The sequence below is a fragment of the Nocardia sp. NPDC049737 genome (genome assembly GCF_040674755.1).
Taxonomy (GTDB): Bacteria; Actinomycetota; Actinomycetes; order Mycobacteriales; family Mycobacteriaceae; genus Nocardia.
Genome location: NZ_JBFANH010000037.1, coordinates 46,475 through 65,828, shown reverse-complemented (window position 1 = coordinate 65,828; position 19,354 = coordinate 46,475). Strand labels below are relative to the sequence as shown.

18 protein-coding genes are annotated in these 19,354 nt (G+C 65.7%); 8 read left to right on the top strand and 10 right to left on the bottom strand.

Annotated elements, in window-relative coordinates; translation table 11 throughout:
• Positions 1-212: 212 nt before the first annotated feature.
• Complete coding sequence (locus tag AB0J47_RS36035; RefSeq protein ID WP_364356885.1) at positions 213-1,697, bottom strand: nitrate/nitrite transporter; 1,485 nt, start codon at positions 1,695-1,697, stop codon at positions 213-215.
• 189 nt (positions 1,698-1,886) lie between these two features.
• Positions 1,887-2,558, bottom strand: a complete 672-nt coding sequence (locus AB0J47_RS36030; protein ID WP_364356882.1) for an FCD domain-containing protein — start codon at positions 2,556-2,558, stop codon at positions 1,887-1,889.
• Positions 2,559-2,623: 65 nt separating this feature from the next.
• Here AB0J47_RS36030 and AB0J47_RS36025 point away from each other — a divergent pair, with 65 nt between their 5' ends.
• The 6 genes from AB0J47_RS36025 to AB0J47_RS36000 all read left to right on the top strand — a co-directional run bounded on the left by AB0J47_RS36025 (position 2,624) and on the right by AB0J47_RS36000 (position 10,805).
• Positions 2,624-3,883, top strand: coding sequence for an MFS transporter (locus AB0J47_RS36025; RefSeq protein ID WP_364356879.1), 1,260 nt, complete (start codon positions 2,624-2,626; stop codon positions 3,881-3,883).
• A 288-nt stretch (positions 3,884-4,171) separates the two neighbouring features.
• Complete coding sequence (locus AB0J47_RS36020; protein ID WP_364356918.1) at positions 4,172-5,635, top strand: nitrate/nitrite transporter; 1,464 nt, start codon at positions 4,172-4,174, stop codon at positions 5,633-5,635.
• A gap of 26 nt (positions 5,636-5,661) precedes the next feature.
• Positions 5,662-8,211: a nitrite reductase large subunit NirB gene (gene nirB, locus AB0J47_RS36015; protein ID WP_364356876.1), complete on the top strand. Its 2,550-nt coding sequence runs from the start codon at positions 5,662-5,664 to the stop codon at positions 8,209-8,211.
• Positions 8,212-8,275: 64 nt separating this feature from the next.
• Entirely contained in the window at positions 8,276-8,722 is a 447-nt protein-coding gene (nirD, locus tag AB0J47_RS36010; RefSeq protein ID WP_364356873.1) for a nitrite reductase small subunit NirD, read from the top strand.
• 2 nt (positions 8,723-8,724) lie between these two features.
• Positions 8,725-9,966: a uroporphyrinogen-III synthase gene (locus tag AB0J47_RS36005; RefSeq protein WP_364356870.1), complete on the top strand. Its 1,242-nt coding sequence runs from the start codon at positions 8,725-8,727 to the stop codon at positions 9,964-9,966.
• Entirely contained in the window at positions 9,963-10,805 is an 843-nt protein-coding gene (locus tag AB0J47_RS36000) for a CbiX/SirB N-terminal domain-containing protein (RefSeq protein ID WP_364356867.1), read from the top strand. The genes AB0J47_RS36005 and AB0J47_RS36000 overlap by 4 nt, the downstream gene beginning before the upstream one ends.
• Before the next feature lie 151 nt (positions 10,806-10,956).
• Here AB0J47_RS36000 and AB0J47_RS35995 read toward each other — a convergent pair whose 3' ends face one another.
• Together AB0J47_RS35995 and AB0J47_RS35990 are read right to left on the bottom strand one after the other, a co-directional pair.
• The gene (locus AB0J47_RS35995) at positions 10,957-11,301 is read right to left on the bottom strand and encodes a hypothetical protein (RefSeq protein WP_364356864.1); all 345 of its coding nucleotides are present in this window, start codon (positions 11,299-11,301) and stop codon (positions 10,957-10,959) included.
• A gap of 199 nt (positions 11,302-11,500) precedes the next feature.
• The gene (locus AB0J47_RS35990) at positions 11,501-12,460 is read right to left on the bottom strand and encodes a helix-turn-helix domain-containing protein (RefSeq protein ID WP_364356861.1); all 960 of its coding nucleotides are present in this window, start codon (positions 12,458-12,460) and stop codon (positions 11,501-11,503) included.
• A gap of 128 nt (positions 12,461-12,588) precedes the next feature.
• On the opposite strand from AB0J47_RS35990, the gene AB0J47_RS35985 reads away from it, so the two are divergent.
• On the top strand, positions 12,589-13,500 hold the full coding sequence (locus tag AB0J47_RS35985; RefSeq protein WP_364356858.1) for an NAD-dependent epimerase: 912 nt from the start codon (positions 12,589-12,591) through the stop codon (positions 13,498-13,500).
• Positions 13,501-13,580: 80 nt separating this feature from the next.
• On the opposite strand, the gene AB0J47_RS35980 is transcribed toward AB0J47_RS35985, so the two are convergent.
• The 4 genes from AB0J47_RS35980 to AB0J47_RS35965 form a co-directional block, all read right to left on the bottom strand.
• A complete protein-coding gene (locus AB0J47_RS35980; RefSeq protein ID WP_364356855.1) occupies positions 13,581-13,850 on the bottom strand; it encodes a Txe/YoeB family addiction module toxin in 270 nt (89 codons plus the stop codon).
• 261 nt (positions 13,851-14,111) lie between these two features.
• A complete protein-coding gene (locus tag AB0J47_RS35975; RefSeq protein WP_364356852.1) occupies positions 14,112-14,564 on the bottom strand; it encodes a VOC family protein in 453 nt (150 codons plus the stop codon).
• A gap of 107 nt (positions 14,565-14,671) precedes the next feature.
• The gene (locus AB0J47_RS35970) at positions 14,672-15,091 is read right to left on the bottom strand and encodes a pyridoxamine 5'-phosphate oxidase family protein (RefSeq protein WP_364356849.1); all 420 of its coding nucleotides are present in this window, start codon (positions 15,089-15,091) and stop codon (positions 14,672-14,674) included.
• Between the two features lie 422 nt (positions 15,092-15,513).
• Positions 15,514-15,960 carry a cupin domain-containing protein gene (locus tag AB0J47_RS35965; RefSeq protein WP_364356846.1) on the bottom strand — a complete coding sequence of 149 codons (447 nt, stop codon included), beginning with the start codon at positions 15,958-15,960 and terminating at the stop codon, positions 15,514-15,516.
• Between the two features lie 307 nt (positions 15,961-16,267).
• Between AB0J47_RS35965 and AB0J47_RS35960 the strand changes: the two genes are divergently transcribed.
• Positions 16,268-17,968, top strand: coding sequence for a metallophosphoesterase (locus AB0J47_RS35960; protein ID WP_364356843.1), 1,701 nt, complete (start codon positions 16,268-16,270; stop codon positions 17,966-17,968).
• A 3-nt stretch (positions 17,969-17,971) separates the two neighbouring features.
• Here AB0J47_RS35960 and AB0J47_RS35955 read toward each other — a convergent pair whose 3' ends face one another.
• Both AB0J47_RS35955 and AB0J47_RS35950 read right to left on the bottom strand, forming a co-directional pair.
• Complete coding sequence (locus AB0J47_RS35955) at positions 17,972-18,310, bottom strand: TfoX/Sxy family protein (protein WP_364356840.1); 339 nt, start codon at positions 18,308-18,310, stop codon at positions 17,972-17,974.
• Between the two features lie 47 nt (positions 18,311-18,357).
• Positions 18,358-19,344: an alpha/beta hydrolase family protein gene (locus tag AB0J47_RS35950; RefSeq protein ID WP_364356837.1), complete on the bottom strand. Its 987-nt coding sequence runs from the start codon at positions 19,342-19,344 to the stop codon at positions 18,358-18,360.
• Positions 19,345-19,354: the final 10 nt, after the last annotated feature.

Here is a 19,354-nt window from a genome sequence, read left to right as displayed (position 1 = left end):
TGCTGGCGCAGTTGACGGACCGAGACCGCCAAATGCGATCCCTACTCAGTCGCGGGTGGTGATGCGGATGTGTGCCATCTCGCCGGAGCCCCCTCGTGCTGCCTACTGACTTGGCGTGATATCCACCATAGCAATGTGATTCGACACCGACGGCCGAATGCCGCGCTGGGGACCTCTTCCAGCGCGGCATTCGGGTCTTGCGGGTGATGTGGTTATACGTTCGCGTAGGCCAGGGAGGGTACGCGGGTCATGGCGAATGAGGAGCGCAGGTAGAAGAACCAGGTGACCGCGGCCATGACCAGGAAGGCGCCGGCGTAGGCCCAGAAGGCCGGGTTCATGCTGTGGAAGTTGATGTTGGACAGGCGAAGTGCCTGCTGGAGCAGGTAGCCGCCGGACGCGCCGATCGCGCCGATGACACCGATCGCGGCACCGGCCTGACGCTTGGCCGAAGCCGTGGCGTCGGTGAGATCGAGTCCGTGTTCGGAGGCGTACTTCTTGGCCTCGGCGCTGAAGATGGACGGGATCATCCGGTAGGTCGAGCCGTTGCCGATACCGGTCAGCACGAACAGCAGCAGGAAGGCGATCAGGTAGAGCGGGAAGCTCTTGGCCTGCAATCCGGCCATGATCAGCACGCACGCTACCGCCATGCCACCGAAGACATAAATGGTCATCTTGGCGCCGCCGACCTTATCGGATATCCAGCCGCCGAACGGACGGCTGAACGAGCCGACCAGCGCGCCGAGGAAGGCGAGGTTACCGAGAGTGGTGATCCAGCCGATCTTGGCGAGATCCGGGAAGTTGGCCTTGATCAGCGTCGGGAACGCGAAGGAGAAGCCGATGAACGAACCGAAGGTGCCGACGTAGAGGAACGACATCACCCAGGTGTGCTTATTGGTCAGCGCCAGTTTGTAGGATTTGCCGTCGGCCTTGGCGGTGCTGATGGCGTCCATATACCGCAGCGCACCGAACATGGCGATCAGGATGAATGGCACCCAGACCAGCACCGATAGCGTTATACCGAAGCGGTAGCCCGCCGCATCCTTGGCCATGATGTGCGTGCCGAGGGTGATCAGCAGTGGCAGCACCAACTGGGTCTGCGCCACACCGAGATTGCCGCCCGCGGCGTTGATACCGAGGGCCGCCCCCTTCTTCCCTTCCGGGAAGAAGAACGAGATATTTGCCATCGACGAGGAGAAATTGCCGCCGCCGAAGCCGGCCAGCGCGGCCAGGATCATGAACACCCACATGGGGGTGCCGGGGTGGTTGACGAAGTAGGCCAGGCCCAGCGTCGGGATGAGCAGCATGGCCGCACTGAACGCCGTGAATGCGCGTCCGCCGAACTTCGGAATGGCGAAGGTGTACGGAATGCGCAGTGCCGCACCGACAAGCGTCGGGGTCGAGGTCAGCAGCAGGGCATTGCTCACCGCGGTCGGATTGCCCTTGCCGAGCCCGGCCAGGAAGTCGAAGCCCGCCAGACCCATGCTGGTCACCACGGTGCCCCAGATGACCCAGATGCTGAAGCCGAGATTCTCGGCGAAGACGGAGAAGATCAGGTTTTTGCGGGCGGTGAGTTTGCCGCCCGATTCCCAGAATTCGGTGTTGTCCGGCTCCCAGTGATCCAGCCAGCGGCCCCTTTTCTGGTGCGTAAATGCTGGGGTTTCCGACTGCTGGCCGGTGGCAGCTACTGCGGCAGTCATCGGCTTCCTCTCGATCTGGCTCGGTGGGTTCGCCGAGCTGCGGTCGAGACAAAGGTATGAGCTGGTTGTTGCGTGTGAATGGCCCCGAGTGACGTTCCAGGCAAATCCGACTCACATGGTGGCGAGCCGCTCGGTGACCTATTGGTTACCTCGTCGGACGCAAACGTTCTCGGTCGGTTGACCAGAAGTCTAGCGGTCCGGGTATTCGGCGATCAGCGAGGCGAGGAAGCATTGTGCGGCCTGCGCCGCTCGGTCCGGATCGCCATCGATAACGGCCTGCACCAATTCATTGTGCTCGGCGTCGTAGGCATCGTCGGATTTCGCGGACCGTGCCCGGATCACCTGTTCGATAATCGGCAGCAGCGAATCGTAGAACTCGAGATATACCGCGTTGTGGCTGGCGACGACGATCGCGCGGTGCAGTTCCACATCGGCTTCGATGGCCGCGAGATTCTGTTCGTCCCAGTGCTGTTGGCTACGTTCCTCCAGCAGCCGCCGCAGATTCGCGATATCGGTCTCGTCGCGTCGACGCGCGGCCAGTGCTGCGGCATTGGTGTCCAGGGCCATGCGCAGCTCCAGCACATCGCGTTCCTCCGCATCGGCGAAGTACTTCGCGAGGGTGCCGCCGACTTCCGAGGCCGCTATGACATAGGTGCCCGAGCCTTGGCGACGCTCCAGCATCCCGGAGTGGACGAGAGCCTGCACGGCCTCGCGTACCGTATTTCGCCCGGTTCCGGTGAGCTCGGTGAGCTCCGGTTCGGTAGGGATTCGGGAGCCGATAGACCAACGGCCGGAACGGATTTCGGCACGCAGCTGCTCGGTTACCTGGGCAATGAGGCTGGTCCGCCGGACGGGTTGCACGGCATCAGAGTACCGCCCGTCACAAATCCTTGCCTCCTATCATGGGGTCATCCTATGATTTCGCGGTGACTGCAGCTCTCCCGGAAACCACGACTGGCCCGGAATACGTCCGGGTCGAGCGGCGCAAACGCGCACTGACGGAAGGGCGACTGCTCGTCCTCGCCGCCATTGTGATGTCCGCGCTCACCCTCCGGGTCGCCGTCACCGCGTTCTCGCCGCTGGCCGAGCGCATCGGCGCCGATATCGGTTACTCGACGGCCGTCGTCGGTGTCTTCGGCATGATCCCGACGCTGATGTTCGCGGTTTCCGGTCTGCTCACCCCGCTTTTCGTGCGCCGAATCGGGCTGGAGCGCACCGCACTCGTCGCGATGCTGATGGCCGGACTCGGCATGCTGATCCGGGCGGTGGTCGGCGGTACGGCCGAACTGCTGATCTTCTCCGCGCTGGCCCTCGGCGGTATGGGCATCGGAAATGTGGTGATCCCGCCGCTGGTCAAGCGCTATTTCCCGGACCGGCTCGCGGTGGTCAGCTCGCTGTACATCACCATGGTCCAGCTCGGCACCGTGGTGCCCGCGCTGATCGCGGTGCCGGTTGCCGAGGCGCACGGCTGGCGGATCTCGTTGGGGCTGTGGGCGATTCTCGGCTTCGCGGCCGCGCTGCCGTGGCTCGGTGTGCTGCGCGATCGCCGCGGCCACGATCGCGGCGACAGCACCGCGCTGCCGCCGCGGACCAAGGAGCCCAAGGGTGAGGTGTGGCGTTCGCCGGTGGCCTGGGGCATGGCGGGCATGTTCGGCATGACCTCGCTGACCACTTACGCCATGTTCACCTGGCTGCCCAAGATCCTGTCCGAGGCGGGTGCGAGTGCCGCATTCGGCGGGACCATGGTCGGCGTGTTCGCGCTGGTCGGTCTGGTGTCGGCGTTCACCGCTCCGACGGTGGTGGCGCGGTTCCGCAATCCGTTCCCGTTCGTAGTGGGTTGTGCCGTCTTCTTTTTCACCGCGTTCGCCGGTCTGCTGATCGCGCCGATGAGTATGCCGCTGCTGTGGGTCGTGCTGTTGGGCCTCGGCCCGAGCACCTTTCCGATGGCGCTGACACTGATCAATATGCGCACCAGGACCCCGCAGGGTTCGGCCGCGCTGTCGGGCTTCACCCAGGGCGTCGGATATGCGGTGGCCTGCGTCGGTCCGGTGCTGTTCGGCATGTTGCACAGCGCGACCGAGGGCTGGGCCGCGCCCTTCGCGATGCTCGTCGTCGCGGTACTGGTGCTCCTCACCGGCGCATGGCAGGCATGCAAGCCGCGCATGCTCGAAGACACCTGGAATTGAATAGTCCGCCTTCTCACAGCTCGAGTTGCGAGGCTGTGCGGAGGCGGCCATGCTGTGTGCGACAGAGCACACCGTGACGGGTGCGCGTCACCACCTCACCGGCTATTACTTCGAAGATCGGCTGTTTGTGACGTGCGGAAACCGGTGTGTCACCTGCCCGAAACATTTCGTTGAAACTCACCCTGCTTTCCCGGGAATCGTGAGCAACCGTTGATTTGACGGTCATTTGGGGCAGCATTTCGGCAATACCCGTTTCCTACCGTGGGGCTAACCGATTTTGGGAGGCCCCTGTTGAGCACGCTGACGCGTAACCACAACATCGAGCATTGGGATGCCGAGGATGTCGCGGCCTGGGAGGCCGGTGGCAAAGACATTGCCAAGCGCAATCTGATCTGGTCGGTCTTCGCCGAGCATGTCGGGTTCTCGGTGTGGTCCATCTGGTCGGTCATGGTGCTGTTCATGCCCACCGATAAGTTCGGCATCGATCCGGCGGGCAAGTTCTTCCTGGTCGCCATGCCGACGCTGGTCGGTGCGTTTCTGCGCATTCCCTACACCGTGGCCACGGCGCGCTTCGGCGGTCGCAACTGGACCATTTTCAGTGCGACGCTGCTGCTCATTCCGACGCTGCTCACGCTGTACTTCATCAATCAGCCGGGTACCTCGTACACGACCTTCCTGGTGGTGGCTGGATTCGCCGGATTCGGTGGCGGCAACTTCGCCTCCTCGATGACCAATATCAATGCCTTCTACCCGCAGCGGCTGAAGGGTTGGGCGCTCGGCCTGAACGCGGGCGGCGGAAATATCGGCGTGCCCGTCATCCAGCTGGTCGGCCTGCTGGTCATCGCCACCCTCGGCAATGGCTACGCCTCACTGATCTGCGCGATCTACCTCGTGCTCGTTGCGCTGGCCGGTGTCGGCGCCGCGCTGTTCATGGACAACCTGAAGAACCAGAAGGCCGATCTCTCCTACATGATCACGGCGCTCAAGGTGCCGCAGTCCTGGGCGATCGCCTTCCTCTACATCGGCACCTTCGGTTCGTTCATCGGCTACAGTTTCGCCTTCGGCCAGGTGCTGCAGATCAGCTTCAAGGCCGGTGGCGACACCGTCGCGCAGGCCGCACTGCATGCCGCGCAGATCGCCTTCATCGGCCCGCTGCTCGGTTCGCTGGCCCGGCCGTACGGCGGCAAGTTGGCCGACCGGATCGGCGGCAGCCGGGTGACCTTCTACACCTTCGCCGTGATGACCGCGGCCGCCGTGCTGGTCGGTGTGGCGAGTACCGCGGGTGACCGCAGCGGCGGTGTGCCGAGCGGCGCCGCGATGACGGCGCTGGTGGCCGGATTCATCGCGCTGTTCGTGGTGTCCGGTATCGGCAACGGCGCGGTCACCAAGATCATCCCGTCGGTCTTCGACGCCAAATCCAAGAGCCTGGACGCGAGTCCGACCGCCCAGGCCGCCTGGTCGCAGAACACCTCCGGTGCGCTCATCGGTTTCGTCGGCGCGATCGGTGCGCTCGGCGGCGTCGGGATCAACCTCGTCCTGCGCTCCTCCTACGCCTCGACCAAATCGGCGACCACCGCGTTCTGGGTCTTCATGGCCTTCTACGTGGCCTGCGCCGCGGTGACCTATCTGGTGTTCCTGCGCCGCCCACGCGGCGTCGTCGACTCCGAGGTCGTCGCGGAGGCCGAGGCGCTCGTCCTCGAAGCCGAGGCAGGCAGCCCGTCCCAGTCCACCAGCACGTCGGCCCGAGCCTGACGCCGAATCACCAACGGAGGACAGTCATGAACTCGACAGTCGACCCCACCCAGCGCAAGACCGTCGTGGTCGTCGGCCACGGCATGGTCGGGCACCGGTTCGTGGAGGCGCTGCGGTCCCGGGACGAGGCAGGCCAGTGGCAGGTCGTCATCCTCAGCGAAGAGCAGCTGCCCGCCTACGACCGCGTCGGACTCTCGTCGTACGTCGGCAGCTGGGATGCCGCCGCGCTGGCGCTGCCCGGTAACGAATACGCCGGTGACGAGCTGGTCGAGCTGCGCCTGGGCCAGACTGCGCAGTCCATCGACCGCGATGCGCGCAAGGTCACCACCTCGGCGGGCGACACCATCGCCTACGACGCACTTGTGCTGGCGACCGGTTCGTACCCGTTCGTGCCGCCGGTCCCGGGTCACGAGCTGCCGGAGTGCTTCGTCTACCGCACCATCGATGACCTCGACGGCATCCGCGCAGCCGCCGCGGCGGCCGGACCCGGTGCGGCCGGTGTCGTCGTCGGTGGTGGCCTGCTGGGTCTGGAAGCGGCCAACGCGCTGCGCCTGCTCGGCATGACGCCGCATGTGGTGGAGTTCAATCCCCGCCTGATGCCCGCCCAGGTCGACGAGGGTGGTGGCGCCATCCTGGAGAAGCTGGTCACCGATCTCGGACTGCAGGTGCACACCGGTGTCGGCACCTCGTCGATCGAAACCGTGGCGGATGCGGAATCGGCTGAGCGCCTGAAGGTTACGCTCTCCGACGACACGGTGATCGACGCCGGACTTGTGGTCTTCTCCGCTGGTGTCCGACCGCGCGACCAGATCGCCCGCGACAGCGGCATCGAGGTCGGCCCGCGCGGTGGCATCATCACCGACCTCGGTCTGCAGACCTCCGATCCGAATATCTACGCGATCGGCGAATGTGCCGCGGTAGAAGGTGTTTGCTACGGCCTGGTCGCCCCCGGCTACACCACCGCCGAGATCGTCGCGGACCGATTGCTCGGCGGCGCAGGCGAATTCCCCGGCGCCGACATGTCGACCAAGCTCAAGCTGCTCGGTGTCGATGTGGCCAGCTTCGGTGATGCGCACGCCACCACCGAGGGCGCGCTATCGGTCGTACTGCACGACGCCGCCAAGGGTACCTACGCCAAACTCGTCGTCTCCGATGACGCGCAGATCCTGTTGGGCGGCATCCTGGTCGGCGATGCGACCGCGTACTCGGCACTGCGTCCGCTGGTCGGGCGCCCGCTGCCCGCAGAACCGGCCGCGCTGATTTCGCCGGCCGGCGCCGAACTCGGTGCCGACTCGCTGCCCGATGATGCCCAGATCTGCTCCTGCAACAATGTTTCCAAGGGGGCGATCTGCGGGGCCATCGACGAGGGCGCCTGCGATATCGCGGGTATCAAGAAGTGCACGACCGCCGGAACCTCTTGCGGCGGTTGCGTTCCGATGCTCAAGAAGCTGCTCGAGCAGTCCGGTGTCGAGATGTCCAAGGCGCTCTGCGAGCACTTTTCGCAGTCGCGGGCCGAGCTGTTCCAGATCGTCCAGGTCACCGGTATCCGCACCTTCTCCGCCCTGATCGCCAAGTACGGCACCGGCTCCGGCTGCGATATCTGCAAGCCGACGGTCGCCTCCATCCTGGCCTCCACCTCCAGCGAGCACATCCTCGACGGTGAACAGGCCGCGCTACAGGACACCAACGACCACTTCCTGGCGAATCTGCAGAAGAACGGCACCTACTCGGTGGTGCCGCGGATGCCCGGCGGTGAGGTCACCCCGGATCAGCTGATCACCATCGGTCAGATCGCCAAGGAATTCGACCTTTACGTCAAGGTCACCGGCGGTCAGCGCATCGACCTGTTCGGCGCCCGCGTCGAACAGCTGCCGCAGATCTGGCAGCGCCTCGTCGATGTCGGCATGGAATCCGGGCACGCGTACGGCAAGTCGCTGCGTACCGTGAAGAGCTGCGTCGGCTCCACCTGGTGCCGCTACGGTCAGCAGGATTCGGTCGGCATGGCCGTCTTACTGGAGAAGCGCTACCGGGGCCTGCGTTCGCCGCACAAGCTGAAGCTGGCCGTCTCCGGGTGCGCCCGGGAATGCGCCGAGGCGCGCGGTAAGGATGTCGGTGTGATCGCCACCGAGCAGGGCTGGAACCTGTACGTCGGCGGCAACGGCGGTCTGACCCCGAAGCATGCGGTGCTGCTCGCCGGTGAACTCGACGACGAGACGCTGATCAAGTACATCGATCGGTATCTGATGTTCTACATCCGCACCGCCGACCGGCTGCAGCGCACCGCGCCGTGGCAGGAGGCGCTGGAGGGTGGCATCGATTACCTCAAGCAGGTCGTGTGCGAGGACAGCCTCGGCATCGCCGAGGATCTGGAGGCCGCCATGGCCCAGCATGTCGCCGGTTACCGCGACGAATGGGCCGCGGTGCTCGAGGACGAGGAGAAACTTTCGCGTTTCGTGTCCTTCGTCAACGCCCCGGAAGAGGCCGATCCGACCATTTCGTTCGATGAGACCGGGGAGCGGAAGGTCCCTGTGTTGCTCGGCATGCCGGAAATCCCGGTTGCCACACGCGGGCAATAGCCGCTTAACCCCGAAGAAACAGGGCGCCTGTACCAATGAGTAAGGCGTTTGGAGGATGACACCGATGACCGTGATGGATACCCCCGGCATTGCCGCAACTACCACTGTGTTCACTCACCCCGTCGGCTCCGCCGACTTGCCATCCCCTTCGGGTTGGACGCAGGCGTGCCGACTCGACTACCTGATTCCCGGCCGCGGCGTCGCGGTGTTGCTGAAGGGGGGCCGCCAGGCCGCCCTGTTCCTGATGACCGACGGCACGCTCGCCGCCGTCGGCAATATCGATCCGATCGGCCGCGCGGCAGTGATGTCGCGCGGGATCGTCGGTGACCGCGGCGGTATTCCGGTCGTGGCCTCACCGCTGCTGAAGCAGGCGTTCTCGCTGCTGGACGGGCACTGCCTGGACGACAATTCGGCGACGCTGCCGGTATACGCGGTGCGTGTCGAGGACGGCATCGTTTCGGTTTCCAATGAGCCGGTCGATGCCGCTCTCGTCGCCGCGGACGGTGGATAAGCATGACGACAATCGATACGGGCGCCTGTCTGGCCGGTTTCACAGTCGGCGTCACGGCCGCCAGGCGGGCCGATGAGTTCGCCACGCTGCTCACCCGACGGGGCGCCGGTATCGTCGCCGCTCCCGCCATCCGGATCATTCCGCTGGCCGATGACACCGAACTGGAGCGGGTGACCCGCGAACTCGTGGCCGATCCGCCGCAGATCGTGGTGGCCACCACCGGCATCGGATTTCGCGGCTGGATGGAAGCGGCCGAGGGCTGGGGCATTGCCGAGGACCTGCGGATGACGCTGGCATCCACCAGGATGCTGGCGCGTGGGCCGAAGGCCAAGGGCGCTATCCGCGCCGCCGAACTGCGCGAGGAATGGTCGCCCGCGTCGGAGTCCTCCGCCGAGGTGCTCGACCACCTGCTCGCCGAAGGCGTGGAGGGTGTGCGTATCGCGGTCCAATTGCACGGCGCGACAACCGAATGGGAACCCGTACCCGACTTCTGCGAGGTATTGCGTTGTGCCGGTGCGGATGTCGTTCCGGTACCGGTGTACCGCTGGGTGCCGCCGGATGATCAGGGTCCGATGGACAATCTGATCGAGGCCATCATCACCTCCAGCCTGGACTGTGTCACCTTCACCAGCGCGCCCGCCGTGGCCTCGATGTTGATGCGCGCCAAGGAAACCGGGCTGCTGGAGGGTGTGCTGCACGCGCTGCGCGGACGGGTGCTGCCCGCCTGTGTCGGACCGATCACCGCGGCTCCGCTGGAGGAGCTGGGTGTGGCGACCTCGATGCCCGGACGGGCGCGCCTCGGTGCGCTGGCCCGGCACGTCGCCGAGGAATTGCCGCGGCGAGCCAATCGAATTCAGGCCGCCGGACACACCATCAGTGTGCGCGGGGCGTGCGTGGTGGTAGACGGTTCGGTGCGCCAGCTCGCTCCCGCGCCGATGGCCCTGATGCGATCGCTGGCGCGGCAGCCCGGCCGGGTGGTGTCCCGGGAGGATCTGCTCGCGGCGCTGCCCGGCGGCGGTGACGACACCCATGCCGTGGAGACCGCGATCGCGCGGCTGCGCGCCGGGCTCGGCACGCCGAAAGCCATTCAGACCGTGGTCAAACGGGGTTACCGGCTGGCGCTGGACGCCGCGGATTGCGCCGATGACTTTCCGCGCACCGTCGCTACCGGCCGTGCGCCGGTAGCGGGTATCGGTACCCCGGCCCGCGCGCCGAGGTACGCACAGCCTGCGGGGAGCTGGTGACGGCTCCGGCCCTGGTCCTGGTCGCACACGGCACCAGAAGTACCAGGGGTGTGCAGATGATCGCCGCGCTCGCGGAGGCGGTAGTGCAGGAGTTCACGGGGATCGCAGCCAGCGGGGCGGGTGAAATCGGCGCCGCGGTTTCGGGGCGCGACGCCGATACTTCCGCAGCTCCGGTCTGTGAACACCGCACCGTTATTCGCGGGCCGGAGACCGCCGAGAAGCCCTGGGTGCGTACCGCTTTCGTGGACGTGCTGGGTCCATCGCCGTCCGAGGTATTGCGCGATCTGACCGATGCCGAGGGGGAATCGGTTCCCGCCGTTGTGGTTCCGGCCTTCCTCGCCTCCGGATATCACGTGTATCAGGATGTGCCCCGCGAGGTCGCCGAGAGCGGCCATCCCGAGGTCGCGGTGACACCCGCGATGGGACCGGATCCGGCATTAGCCCGGATCATGGCCATGCGACTGCGCGCCGCGGGCTGGCGTCCCGGTGACGCGGTGGTCTTCGCGGCAGCCGGATCATCGGATGCCCGTGCGCGCCAGGATGTTCGACGTGCGGCAGGTATGCTGGCCGAGCATCTCGGTGTCCCGGTTCGCATCGGCTACGTCGCGACCGGAGCCCCGCGCGTCACGGAAGTCGTTGCCGAACTTCGTGAGTCGGGTGCGCAGCGTGTCTTCGTCGCCTCGTACCTGCTGGCCCACGGTCTGTTCCAGCAGCGCCTGCACGAGGCGGGAGCGGACGGTGTCGCCGAGCCGATCGGCGTCCACCCGGCGGTCGTCCGTCTGATCGCCGACCGTTACCGCGCCGCCGCACGCGAGCTGCTCCGTGCGCGTGCCATTTGACTCGGACTTTTGCTCTCGCGCACCGATTCGCACGCCGCGCACGTTTTCGCCCTGCGAATTCGTGCGTGGCGTGCGAAAAGCTGCGCAGCAGCCAGCGTCGGGTTGCCAGATGATCTTCGCCAGTGGCGTTGGGGGAGGGGGTACGGGGTGATCAGTGCGAATCGTCCAGGCGAACACGCACCGTGACTCGCCCGCGCTCGTCACGATGTGCGAGCGCGTGACCGTGACGGTCGCCGCCCTCGAGGTGTAGCGTGATCGGGGCGCCTTCATCGGTGAAGTTGCGCCACCACTTCTTTCGATCCGGGAGTGCAACTCCGATGACGATCGAATCGCCGGAACGGCGGTAGTTCACGGGCGTGCTGAAGGTTTTGCCGGAACGGCGGCCCACATAACTGATCTCGACGAAGCTCTTGCGCATGAGCGAGCCCACCAGGGGTGCATTCGTCAAGGTCAGCGTCACCGAGTTGAAGCCGTTCACGAAAGATTTCGCATTCACCGAATGCCTCCTGGTACAGCCTGGATAGCGGTCGAGCTCACTTTACCGACCATCCATGACACCGGCACTCGGCGGCGGTTGGTATATCGAGGCGGGGCCCCATCGACCGGATTCGGCTGAGCCCCAGCGCGGTTCAGCGGCATTCGCCGACGCGGGCCTGATTCGCTGATCTGGCATTCGCCGATGCCGGATGGCGGGTTCATCTCGCCGATGATGGGGTGCGGGTGAAGGAGGCGCGGTAGGCGCTCGGGGGTAGGCCTACATGGCGGATCATGTGTTGGCGCAGGGATTCCGCGGAGCCGATGCCGCTGTGGCGGGCCACCTGGTCCATGGGCAGTGTGGTGGATTCGAGGAGTTCGCGGGCGCGTTGAATGCGTTGGTGCAGTAGCCATTTCTGGGGGCTGAGGCCGGTTTCCTCGTGGAAGCGACGGGTGAGGGTGCGCACGCTGGTGCGGGCGTGGGTGGCCAGATCGTCCAGGGATAGGGGAGTGTCGAGGCGTTCCAAGGCCCAGGTGCGGGTGGCTGAGAGCGTCAGTCCGTTCTCGGGCGGCAGTGGCGAGTCGACGAATTGGGCTTGGCCGCCTGGGCGTACCGGGGTTACGACGGCGGCGCGGGCCGCGGCATTGGCGACCGTCGCACCGTAGTCGGTGCGAATCAGGTGCAGGCACAGGTCGATGCCGGCGGCGGCACCGGCGGCTGTGGTCACCGGTCCGTCCTCGATGAACAATGCGTCGGTGCGCACGGTCACCTGCGGGTACATCTCGGCGAGTTCGTCGGCCAACGCCCAGTGCGTGGTCGCGGTGCGTCCGGATAACAGCCCGGCCTGGGCCAATACGAATGCACCGCTACAGATCGACGTGACGCGCTTGCCTTGATCGACGGCCCTGCGCAGTGCGGCGATGGTGGCCGCGTCGGCGGTGCCACGACTGCCGGTGCTCGGCACGATGACAGTGTCCGCCTCGTCGAGCGCATCCAGTCCGCGCGGCACCACGACATCGAAACCGCCCAGCGCACCGGGAACAACGCCCGGTTCGGCGGTGCACACCACCATCCGGTAACCAGGCTCGCCATCGACCGTCACCCCGCCGAGCATGGTTCCGGGCATGGCGAGTTCGAAGGGCTTCACCGGCGCGACGGCGACAACGGCCACGGTCTTCATGGCTGGATCCTTGGGATAGCTGGCTGATCGGCCACTAGTCTAGCGCTCCCGCAGCGGGCAATGTTGACGGCACGCGATCGGCGACCCGCCGTTGATGCGTGAAACCTCTTGTCTCAGAAGGGAATAGCATGCCTTCGCATGTCATCATCGGTCGTGGCGCCACCGCCGCGGCAACCGCGATCCGGTTGGCCGAATCCGGCGACCAGGTGCGGATGATCAGCCGCAGCGGCACCGGCCCGCGGCATCCCGATATCGAGCTGATCGCCACCGATGCTGTGGACGCGGCCGCGCTCACTGATCTCGTCAAGGGCGCGGACACCGTATTCAATACCGCGATGCCCGCCTATCACACCTGGCCGGAGGCGGTACCGCCGCTGTTCGGGGCCATACTGTCGGCGGCGGAGCAGTCCGGTGCGAACTACGTGATGCTCGGCAATCTGTACGGCTACGGCCCGGTGGACGGTGTGGTCACCGACGACACACCGCTGGCCGCCACCGGGCCCAAGGGGCGGGTGCGCGCGCAGATGTGGCTCGATGCCAAGGCCGCGCACGATGCGGGCCGGGTGCGGGTCACCGAGGTCAGGGCGGGCCAATTCCTCGGCCGCGGTGCGGTATCGCTGTTCTCGCTGCTGGTGCAGCCGAAAGTGGTTGCGGACCAACTCGCTCTGGTACCGCAGGACCTGGACCTGCCGCACTCCTACACCGCGATCGGTGACGCGGCCGCCGCACTCGTAGCGGTCGCGCGTAGCGAAAACGCTTGGGGACGTGCCTGGCTCGCCCCGACGATCACCAGCACCCTGCGTGCCGCGGCCGAGCGCTTCGCCGCCGCAGCGGATGCCCCCCATCCGCGACTCGAGGTGATGAGCGACCGCGAATTGACTCTGCTCGGCCACACCGACCCGTTCTGGGCCGAATTGTTCGAGACCTACCACATGTCGCATCGCGAGTTCACCGTCGACGACACCACCACCCGGGAGATCTTCGGACTCACCGCGAGCAACCTCGACGATGTGTTCGCGGAGGTGGTTTCGGCATCCTGATCGGGCCTACGACGGCGGTCGGCGGCGACATTCCGGAGTGCGTCGAATGCGGCGGGCTTCGAAGCCTTGTGGTTCAGCCATCAGTCTTCGTAGTGTGAACCGACTTGTACCACAACGATTTCGGTGTCTGTCACGTAGTAGATCAACCGATGCTCTTGGGTAATTCGCCGTGACCAGTGCCCAGCAAGGAGATGGCGTAGCGGCTCGGGTTTGCCGATCCCCTCGAACGGGTCGCGGAGTGTGGCGTCGATGATTTTGTTCGCGCCGTTCAGCATGGCCCGGTTGGTGGTCAGCCAGTCCGTGTAGGACTTACAGCCTCGAGCGGTGAACGTGAGTTTCCGGTCGGCCATAGGCTCAGTCCTGGTCGGGGTCGATGAGTTCGTGTGCCTCGGTGCGTCCCGCGCGGGCATCCTCGGCGGACTGGAATAGCTTCACGCCGCCATGGGTGCGCAGAACGTATAGCGTTTCCATCAGCGAGTTGTAGTCGCTTTCGGCTATGAGTACGGCGTTCTCGCCGCTCTCGAGTGCGCAGGCGCGGCACACCCCATCCCCTTGCCTTAGCCGGGCACCCCGTATGTTGGGTGCCCGGCTGTCAGACGGGGTGCCCGGTCTCAGGCGTTGTCGTACGCGTCCTGCAGAACCTTGATATCGAGCTTGGACATGGACTGCAGCGCCGCGGCGGCGGCGCCGGTCTTGGTGGGGTTCGCACCGTCCATGAGGGTGAGCAGGGTTGCGGGGACGACCTGCCAGGACAGGCCGTAGCGGTCGGTGAGCCAGCCGCACGGCCCTGGCGCGCCGCCATCGATCAGGGCGTCCCACAGGCGATCGACCTCGGCCTGGGTATCCACGATCACCTGGATCGATGCGGCATCCGTGAATGGATGTCCGGGACCGCCGTTCATCAGGGTGTACGGGTGACCGTCGAGTTCGATCGAGACAATGAACGCCGAGCCATCGGGGTGGCGATTGACATCCACGATGCGAGAGTTGGGGATCAGCGCGGTGTAGCGGGTGGCGGCTTCCTCGGCGTCGCTGTCGAACCAGAAGAAAGTGTTGACCGACATGATGGGCTCCTTGGCTTGGTTATGACCTGCTGTCACCCTTCGGTCGGAGCTGCCTCGACGTCTTCGACATATCTTCGCGAAATTTCTGAAGAAATTTTTCGCGCGGGTCAAACGCTCGCGACGGCGATGAACCGATCGGGCGTGATCGTGATCAGCACCCGCGCGCGTTCCACCTCACCCAGCACCGGCCCACTGCCGTACTTCTCCCAGATGCGCTGGGTCCACACGCGATCCGCGTCGATGGTGAGTTCGGCATCCCCGATCACCCGTACCTGGCGATTCGGCCGCTGCCCACCATCGCGCGACCCCACAACCTCCCGATCGATCACCAAACCGACCCTCGGATTCGCCCGGATCCGCCGCAAATGCGGCCGTTCCGCCCAACTGGTCAGCCGAAAGGCCCGCTGATCCCACAGGAACCACATCGGCGTGACATGCGGATATCCGGCCGCATCGATGGTGGCCAGGTGCGCGACGATATCGCTGGCCAGCAACCCGGCAATCTCGGCTCGACGTAACGACCGCATCCGGTTCCCCTCGATTCGAACTTATGTTCGATTCTACCTCGCGGCCCCGGGTGCGGGCGACTCAGTCGTTTCAGTACTCTCGGTAGAAATCGGCCAGGGTGTGGAACGCGGCCTTCGGTTCCCATGGCAGGTCCGGATAGATAGCGCCGCCACGGGTCGCCACCGTGGCAATCGTGTTGTTGCGCAACGAATTCGTGCTGCGCGGGGTCCCGCCGCACCCGATGATGTGCTCATCGAAATCGTCGACGAGGTGTACCTGCCGCTAGTGCGGCAGCGGTCGCCGAGCTGACCAGGTCTTGTCTCGAAGTGGCGGGGCATGCATCGAGCCGAGTCGAATGGCGGTACCGCACACTGTCCGGAACCACCTTCCGGCTCGGCTCGACGCCGGATGGTGGCCTCGGAGAGTGACTTCGAGACAGGCCCTAGGCGCAATCGGGGGCGTCGGCGTCTTCGAAGAGCGGCTTGCCGGTGGGCGGGGCGTAAACGACGTCGAGGACGAGCGGGTCGGGGCCGAGATTGCGGCCGATGTGCACGTTCCAGGCGCCCTCGGGTTCATAGATGAAATCGCCGGTGTGGAAGACCGGAGCCACGCAGTCGGGGCCTGGGTGGGTGAGGGTGCCTGAGCGGACGAAGCCGAAGACCGGACCGTAGTGATAGTGCCAGCCGGTGGAACCGCCTGGGGCGATGGTGATTTCGCGGACAACGAGGTCGGTGCCCGCGACGAACGGCAGCAGGCCCGCGGGGATCTGTGCCTGGGCGAGGGTGACCGCGGTGATATCGGTACCGGGCGTCGCATGTGCGGTCGCGGCACCGAATACAGAACCGCCCAGGACGACCGCCGCGACCGCCGCACGCGTATATGGCGTCATCGCCGCAGCTTAGTCCCCGAAGAAGCCGTCAGAAAGGGCGAGATGACCACTGTCGCTGGGGCATTCGTTCGTTTTGTGTGAATTGCCCGGCTATCGTGTCGCACGGGCCGGGGCTCGACCGGCGCTGCGCCGACACATCCGGGCGCCCTTTGTCGTAGCCAGGCACCCTTAGTGTTGGGTGCCTGGCTATCCGGCGGGGTGCCGGTCTCGGGCGTTGCCGTACTCCAGACCAGAGTTCATGAACTGTTCGTAGGTGGGAAGCGGTGTCGGGTTGCGTGATATGCCGGGGCCGTAGAGCATCGGTGCCGTGCCGTCGAATCCGATGAACCCCGCTGGCGATCTGCCGGATACCGGAATTCCCGCTGCCAAGGCCGCCCATATGACCATGGACGAGCAGCACGAGTGGCATCGGAACTATCTACGGCGACACACGGTTTCCCGGCGCAATGTGCTGCGTGGTACTGCAGCGGCCGCCGCGGTCGCGGCGGTGGGTACCTCACCGTTCGGTAGGCGCGCCTACGCCGAGGACGTGCAACTCGCGGTCGGCGGTCGACGTGTCGGATACGGGCCGGATGCGACGAGTCAGCTCCGCTTCGCCGGTCAGCTCTCCCGGCCACCGGCCGGTACCAAGGTCTTCCTGGACCACGGCCCGACGCCCGCGCTCGGCGGCACCGTCGAGGCCGAGGTGCGCAATCTGCTCACCCAGGTCCCTTCCGCCGACGGCGGTGTCCTCGCGGCCGAACAGTTCTACGTGCACGCCCCGGTCGACGGCCTACCCGGACGCGTGCCGCATTTCTATCGCTGGCGCACCTCCGACGGGTTCACCGGCGATATCCGTGCCGCCGCGCCCGCGATGCCGAGTGCGCGCAGTGCGATCCTGCCTTTCCGTTTCACCATGATGGGCGATCAGGGCACCGACGAGACTCCGGCGCTGCCGCAGGGCACCGTGCCCGGCGATTACGACGACAAGTACTACAAGTCCGATAACGATCCGAACGCACCACACGCGAGCAATGTGCTGCGCCAAATCGCCGCCGCCAAACCGGATTTCCACATTCTCGCCGGTGATATCGCCTATGCCGACCCGTCCGGCGGCGGCAGGCCGAACGAATTCGTCGCCAACGGTGCGAAGCTCGAAACCGGTTTCGACAAGTACAACCCCTACGTCTGGGATGTCTACTTCGGGGCCATCGAACGCAGTGCCGCCGAGACGCCGTGGATGTTCGCCACCGGCAACCACGATATGGAAGCGACCTACGGGCAGCACGGCTACGGCGGACATCTGGCGCGGCTGGACTTTCCGGGCAACGGTCCGGCGGGCTGCCCGTCGGCGTACTCGTTCACCTACGGCAATGTCGCGGTGCTCTCGCTCGACGCCAATGACGTCAGCTATGAGATCAAGGCCAATACCGGGTATTCCGGTGGGGCGCAGACGAGTTGGGTGGAGCGCACTCTCGCCGCCTACCGCGCGGACCCGAATATCGACTTCCTGGTGTGCTTCTTCCACCACTGCGCGTACTCGACCACCGACTCCCATGCCAGCGACGGCGGCGTGCGCGACGCATGGGCCGGGCTGTTCGACCGGTATCAGGTGGATCTGGTGCTGCAGGGCCACAATCATGTCTACGAACGCACCGATCCGATCCGCGGTGGCGCCGCGACCAGGATCGCCGGGGACAATTCGATCGTCTATCCCGACACCGACGGCACGGTCTACTACACCGTCGGCGGTGGCGGTCGCCCACGCTACGACTTCCAACCCGGTTCGCAGGAAACCTTCCGCGGCCACGAATTACCGGACACCACGGTCCCGAACAGCTATGTCTGGACCACATCGGGCGGCAAACAGGACGAGGCGGCCCCCTGGTCGCGGGTGCGGTTCCGCAACTACTCATTCCTGCGCGTGGACGTCCGCCCCGGCATCTTCGCCAGCGAAATGGATGTGGTCGCGGTGGATGAATACGGTCGGGAATTCGACAAACTCACCTTCCGCCGCCTGGTCCACTGACCGCTATTTCCCCTTCGGCGGAAGCGAACGCGCGTAGCTGACGCCGCGGTCGACCCATTCATCGAGCGCTTCGTCGTCGGCGACGGCCGCGCCGTCGACCCGCAGCCAGTTGTTCATTTCGCGACCGCCCATCACCATCGCGCCGACGTATTCGCGGGCGAGCAGGGTGGTGCTCTCCTGCGGGTCGACGCGGACGAGCAGACCGCCCTGCCTGCTCGCCGCGACCGCCATATTGCCGTTGATCAGGAAGGCGAGGCCGCCGAACATCTTCTTCTCGCTCACCTCCGGCGTCGGGTCGATCAGCTCCCGTATCCGGTCGGCGAGCACCTTGTCATATGCCATACCGCATTGTCGACCGGGGCACCGACAAGTTCGTGACGAAACGTTTATTACGCGCCCAAGGCGGCGGCGAACAGCGGCCATGACTGGTGGACGTCGTCCTGCCAGTACGCCCAAGCGTGTGTAGCCGCTGGACGCAGATTCAGGGTGGCGGGAACACCTGCCGCGGCCAGCCGGTCCACGAAGGGGCGAGTGCAGCCGTCGATGACGGTCTCCATGCCACCGCCGACCAGCATGCGATCGAGCAGGCGGATCGGATTACCGTCGATGCCGACATCGCCGAGGTTTTCGTGCGGTCCGGGTGCGCCAGTGCCCGACGAGACGTAGAGCGCCAAGCCGCGCAGCCGATCGACGTGCAGCATGGGATCGTTCTCGGTCCAGGCCGGATTGTCCGGGGCGCCCCACATGTTGTCCGCATTCGCGCCGAAGACCGCGAGTTCGGCGTGCACATAGGCATTGGCGGCGGGGTCACTGGTGCGCGGGCAGCCGCTGTAGGCACCTACCGCCTGATACAGGCCGGGTGCGTTGATGGCCAGATTCAGTGCCGAGGTCGCCGACATCGACACGCCCGCAATGGCATTGCGTCCGGTCATTCCGAATCGCGAACCCAGCAGCGGCGGCAATTCCTGGGTCAGGAAGGTCGTCCATTTATTGCGGCCAAGGACCGGATCGTCGTTGAGCCAATCGGTGTAGTAGCTCGCGCGCCCACTCATCGGCACGATCACATTGACGTTCTTGTCCGCGAAGAAGTCGGCGACATCCGTGCGGGTCGTCCACGGGCCGCCGTCCTCGCCGCCATCGACCGCATTGAGCAGGTACAGCGCGGGCGCACCCGGACCGGGATGCGACATCCACAGCGTGATAGGCCGATTCATCGCCGCCGAATGGACTACGACCTCGAGCTGTCGGCCGCCCAGCGGCCGGACATCGAGAATCTGGGAGTCGGAATCGGCTCCGGCGGTTACGGGGATGGTCGCGGCGCAGACCGCTAGCAGGAAAACCAAGCATCGCGTAAGGGAGCGAAGCGAGCGAACCATCGGCACAGCG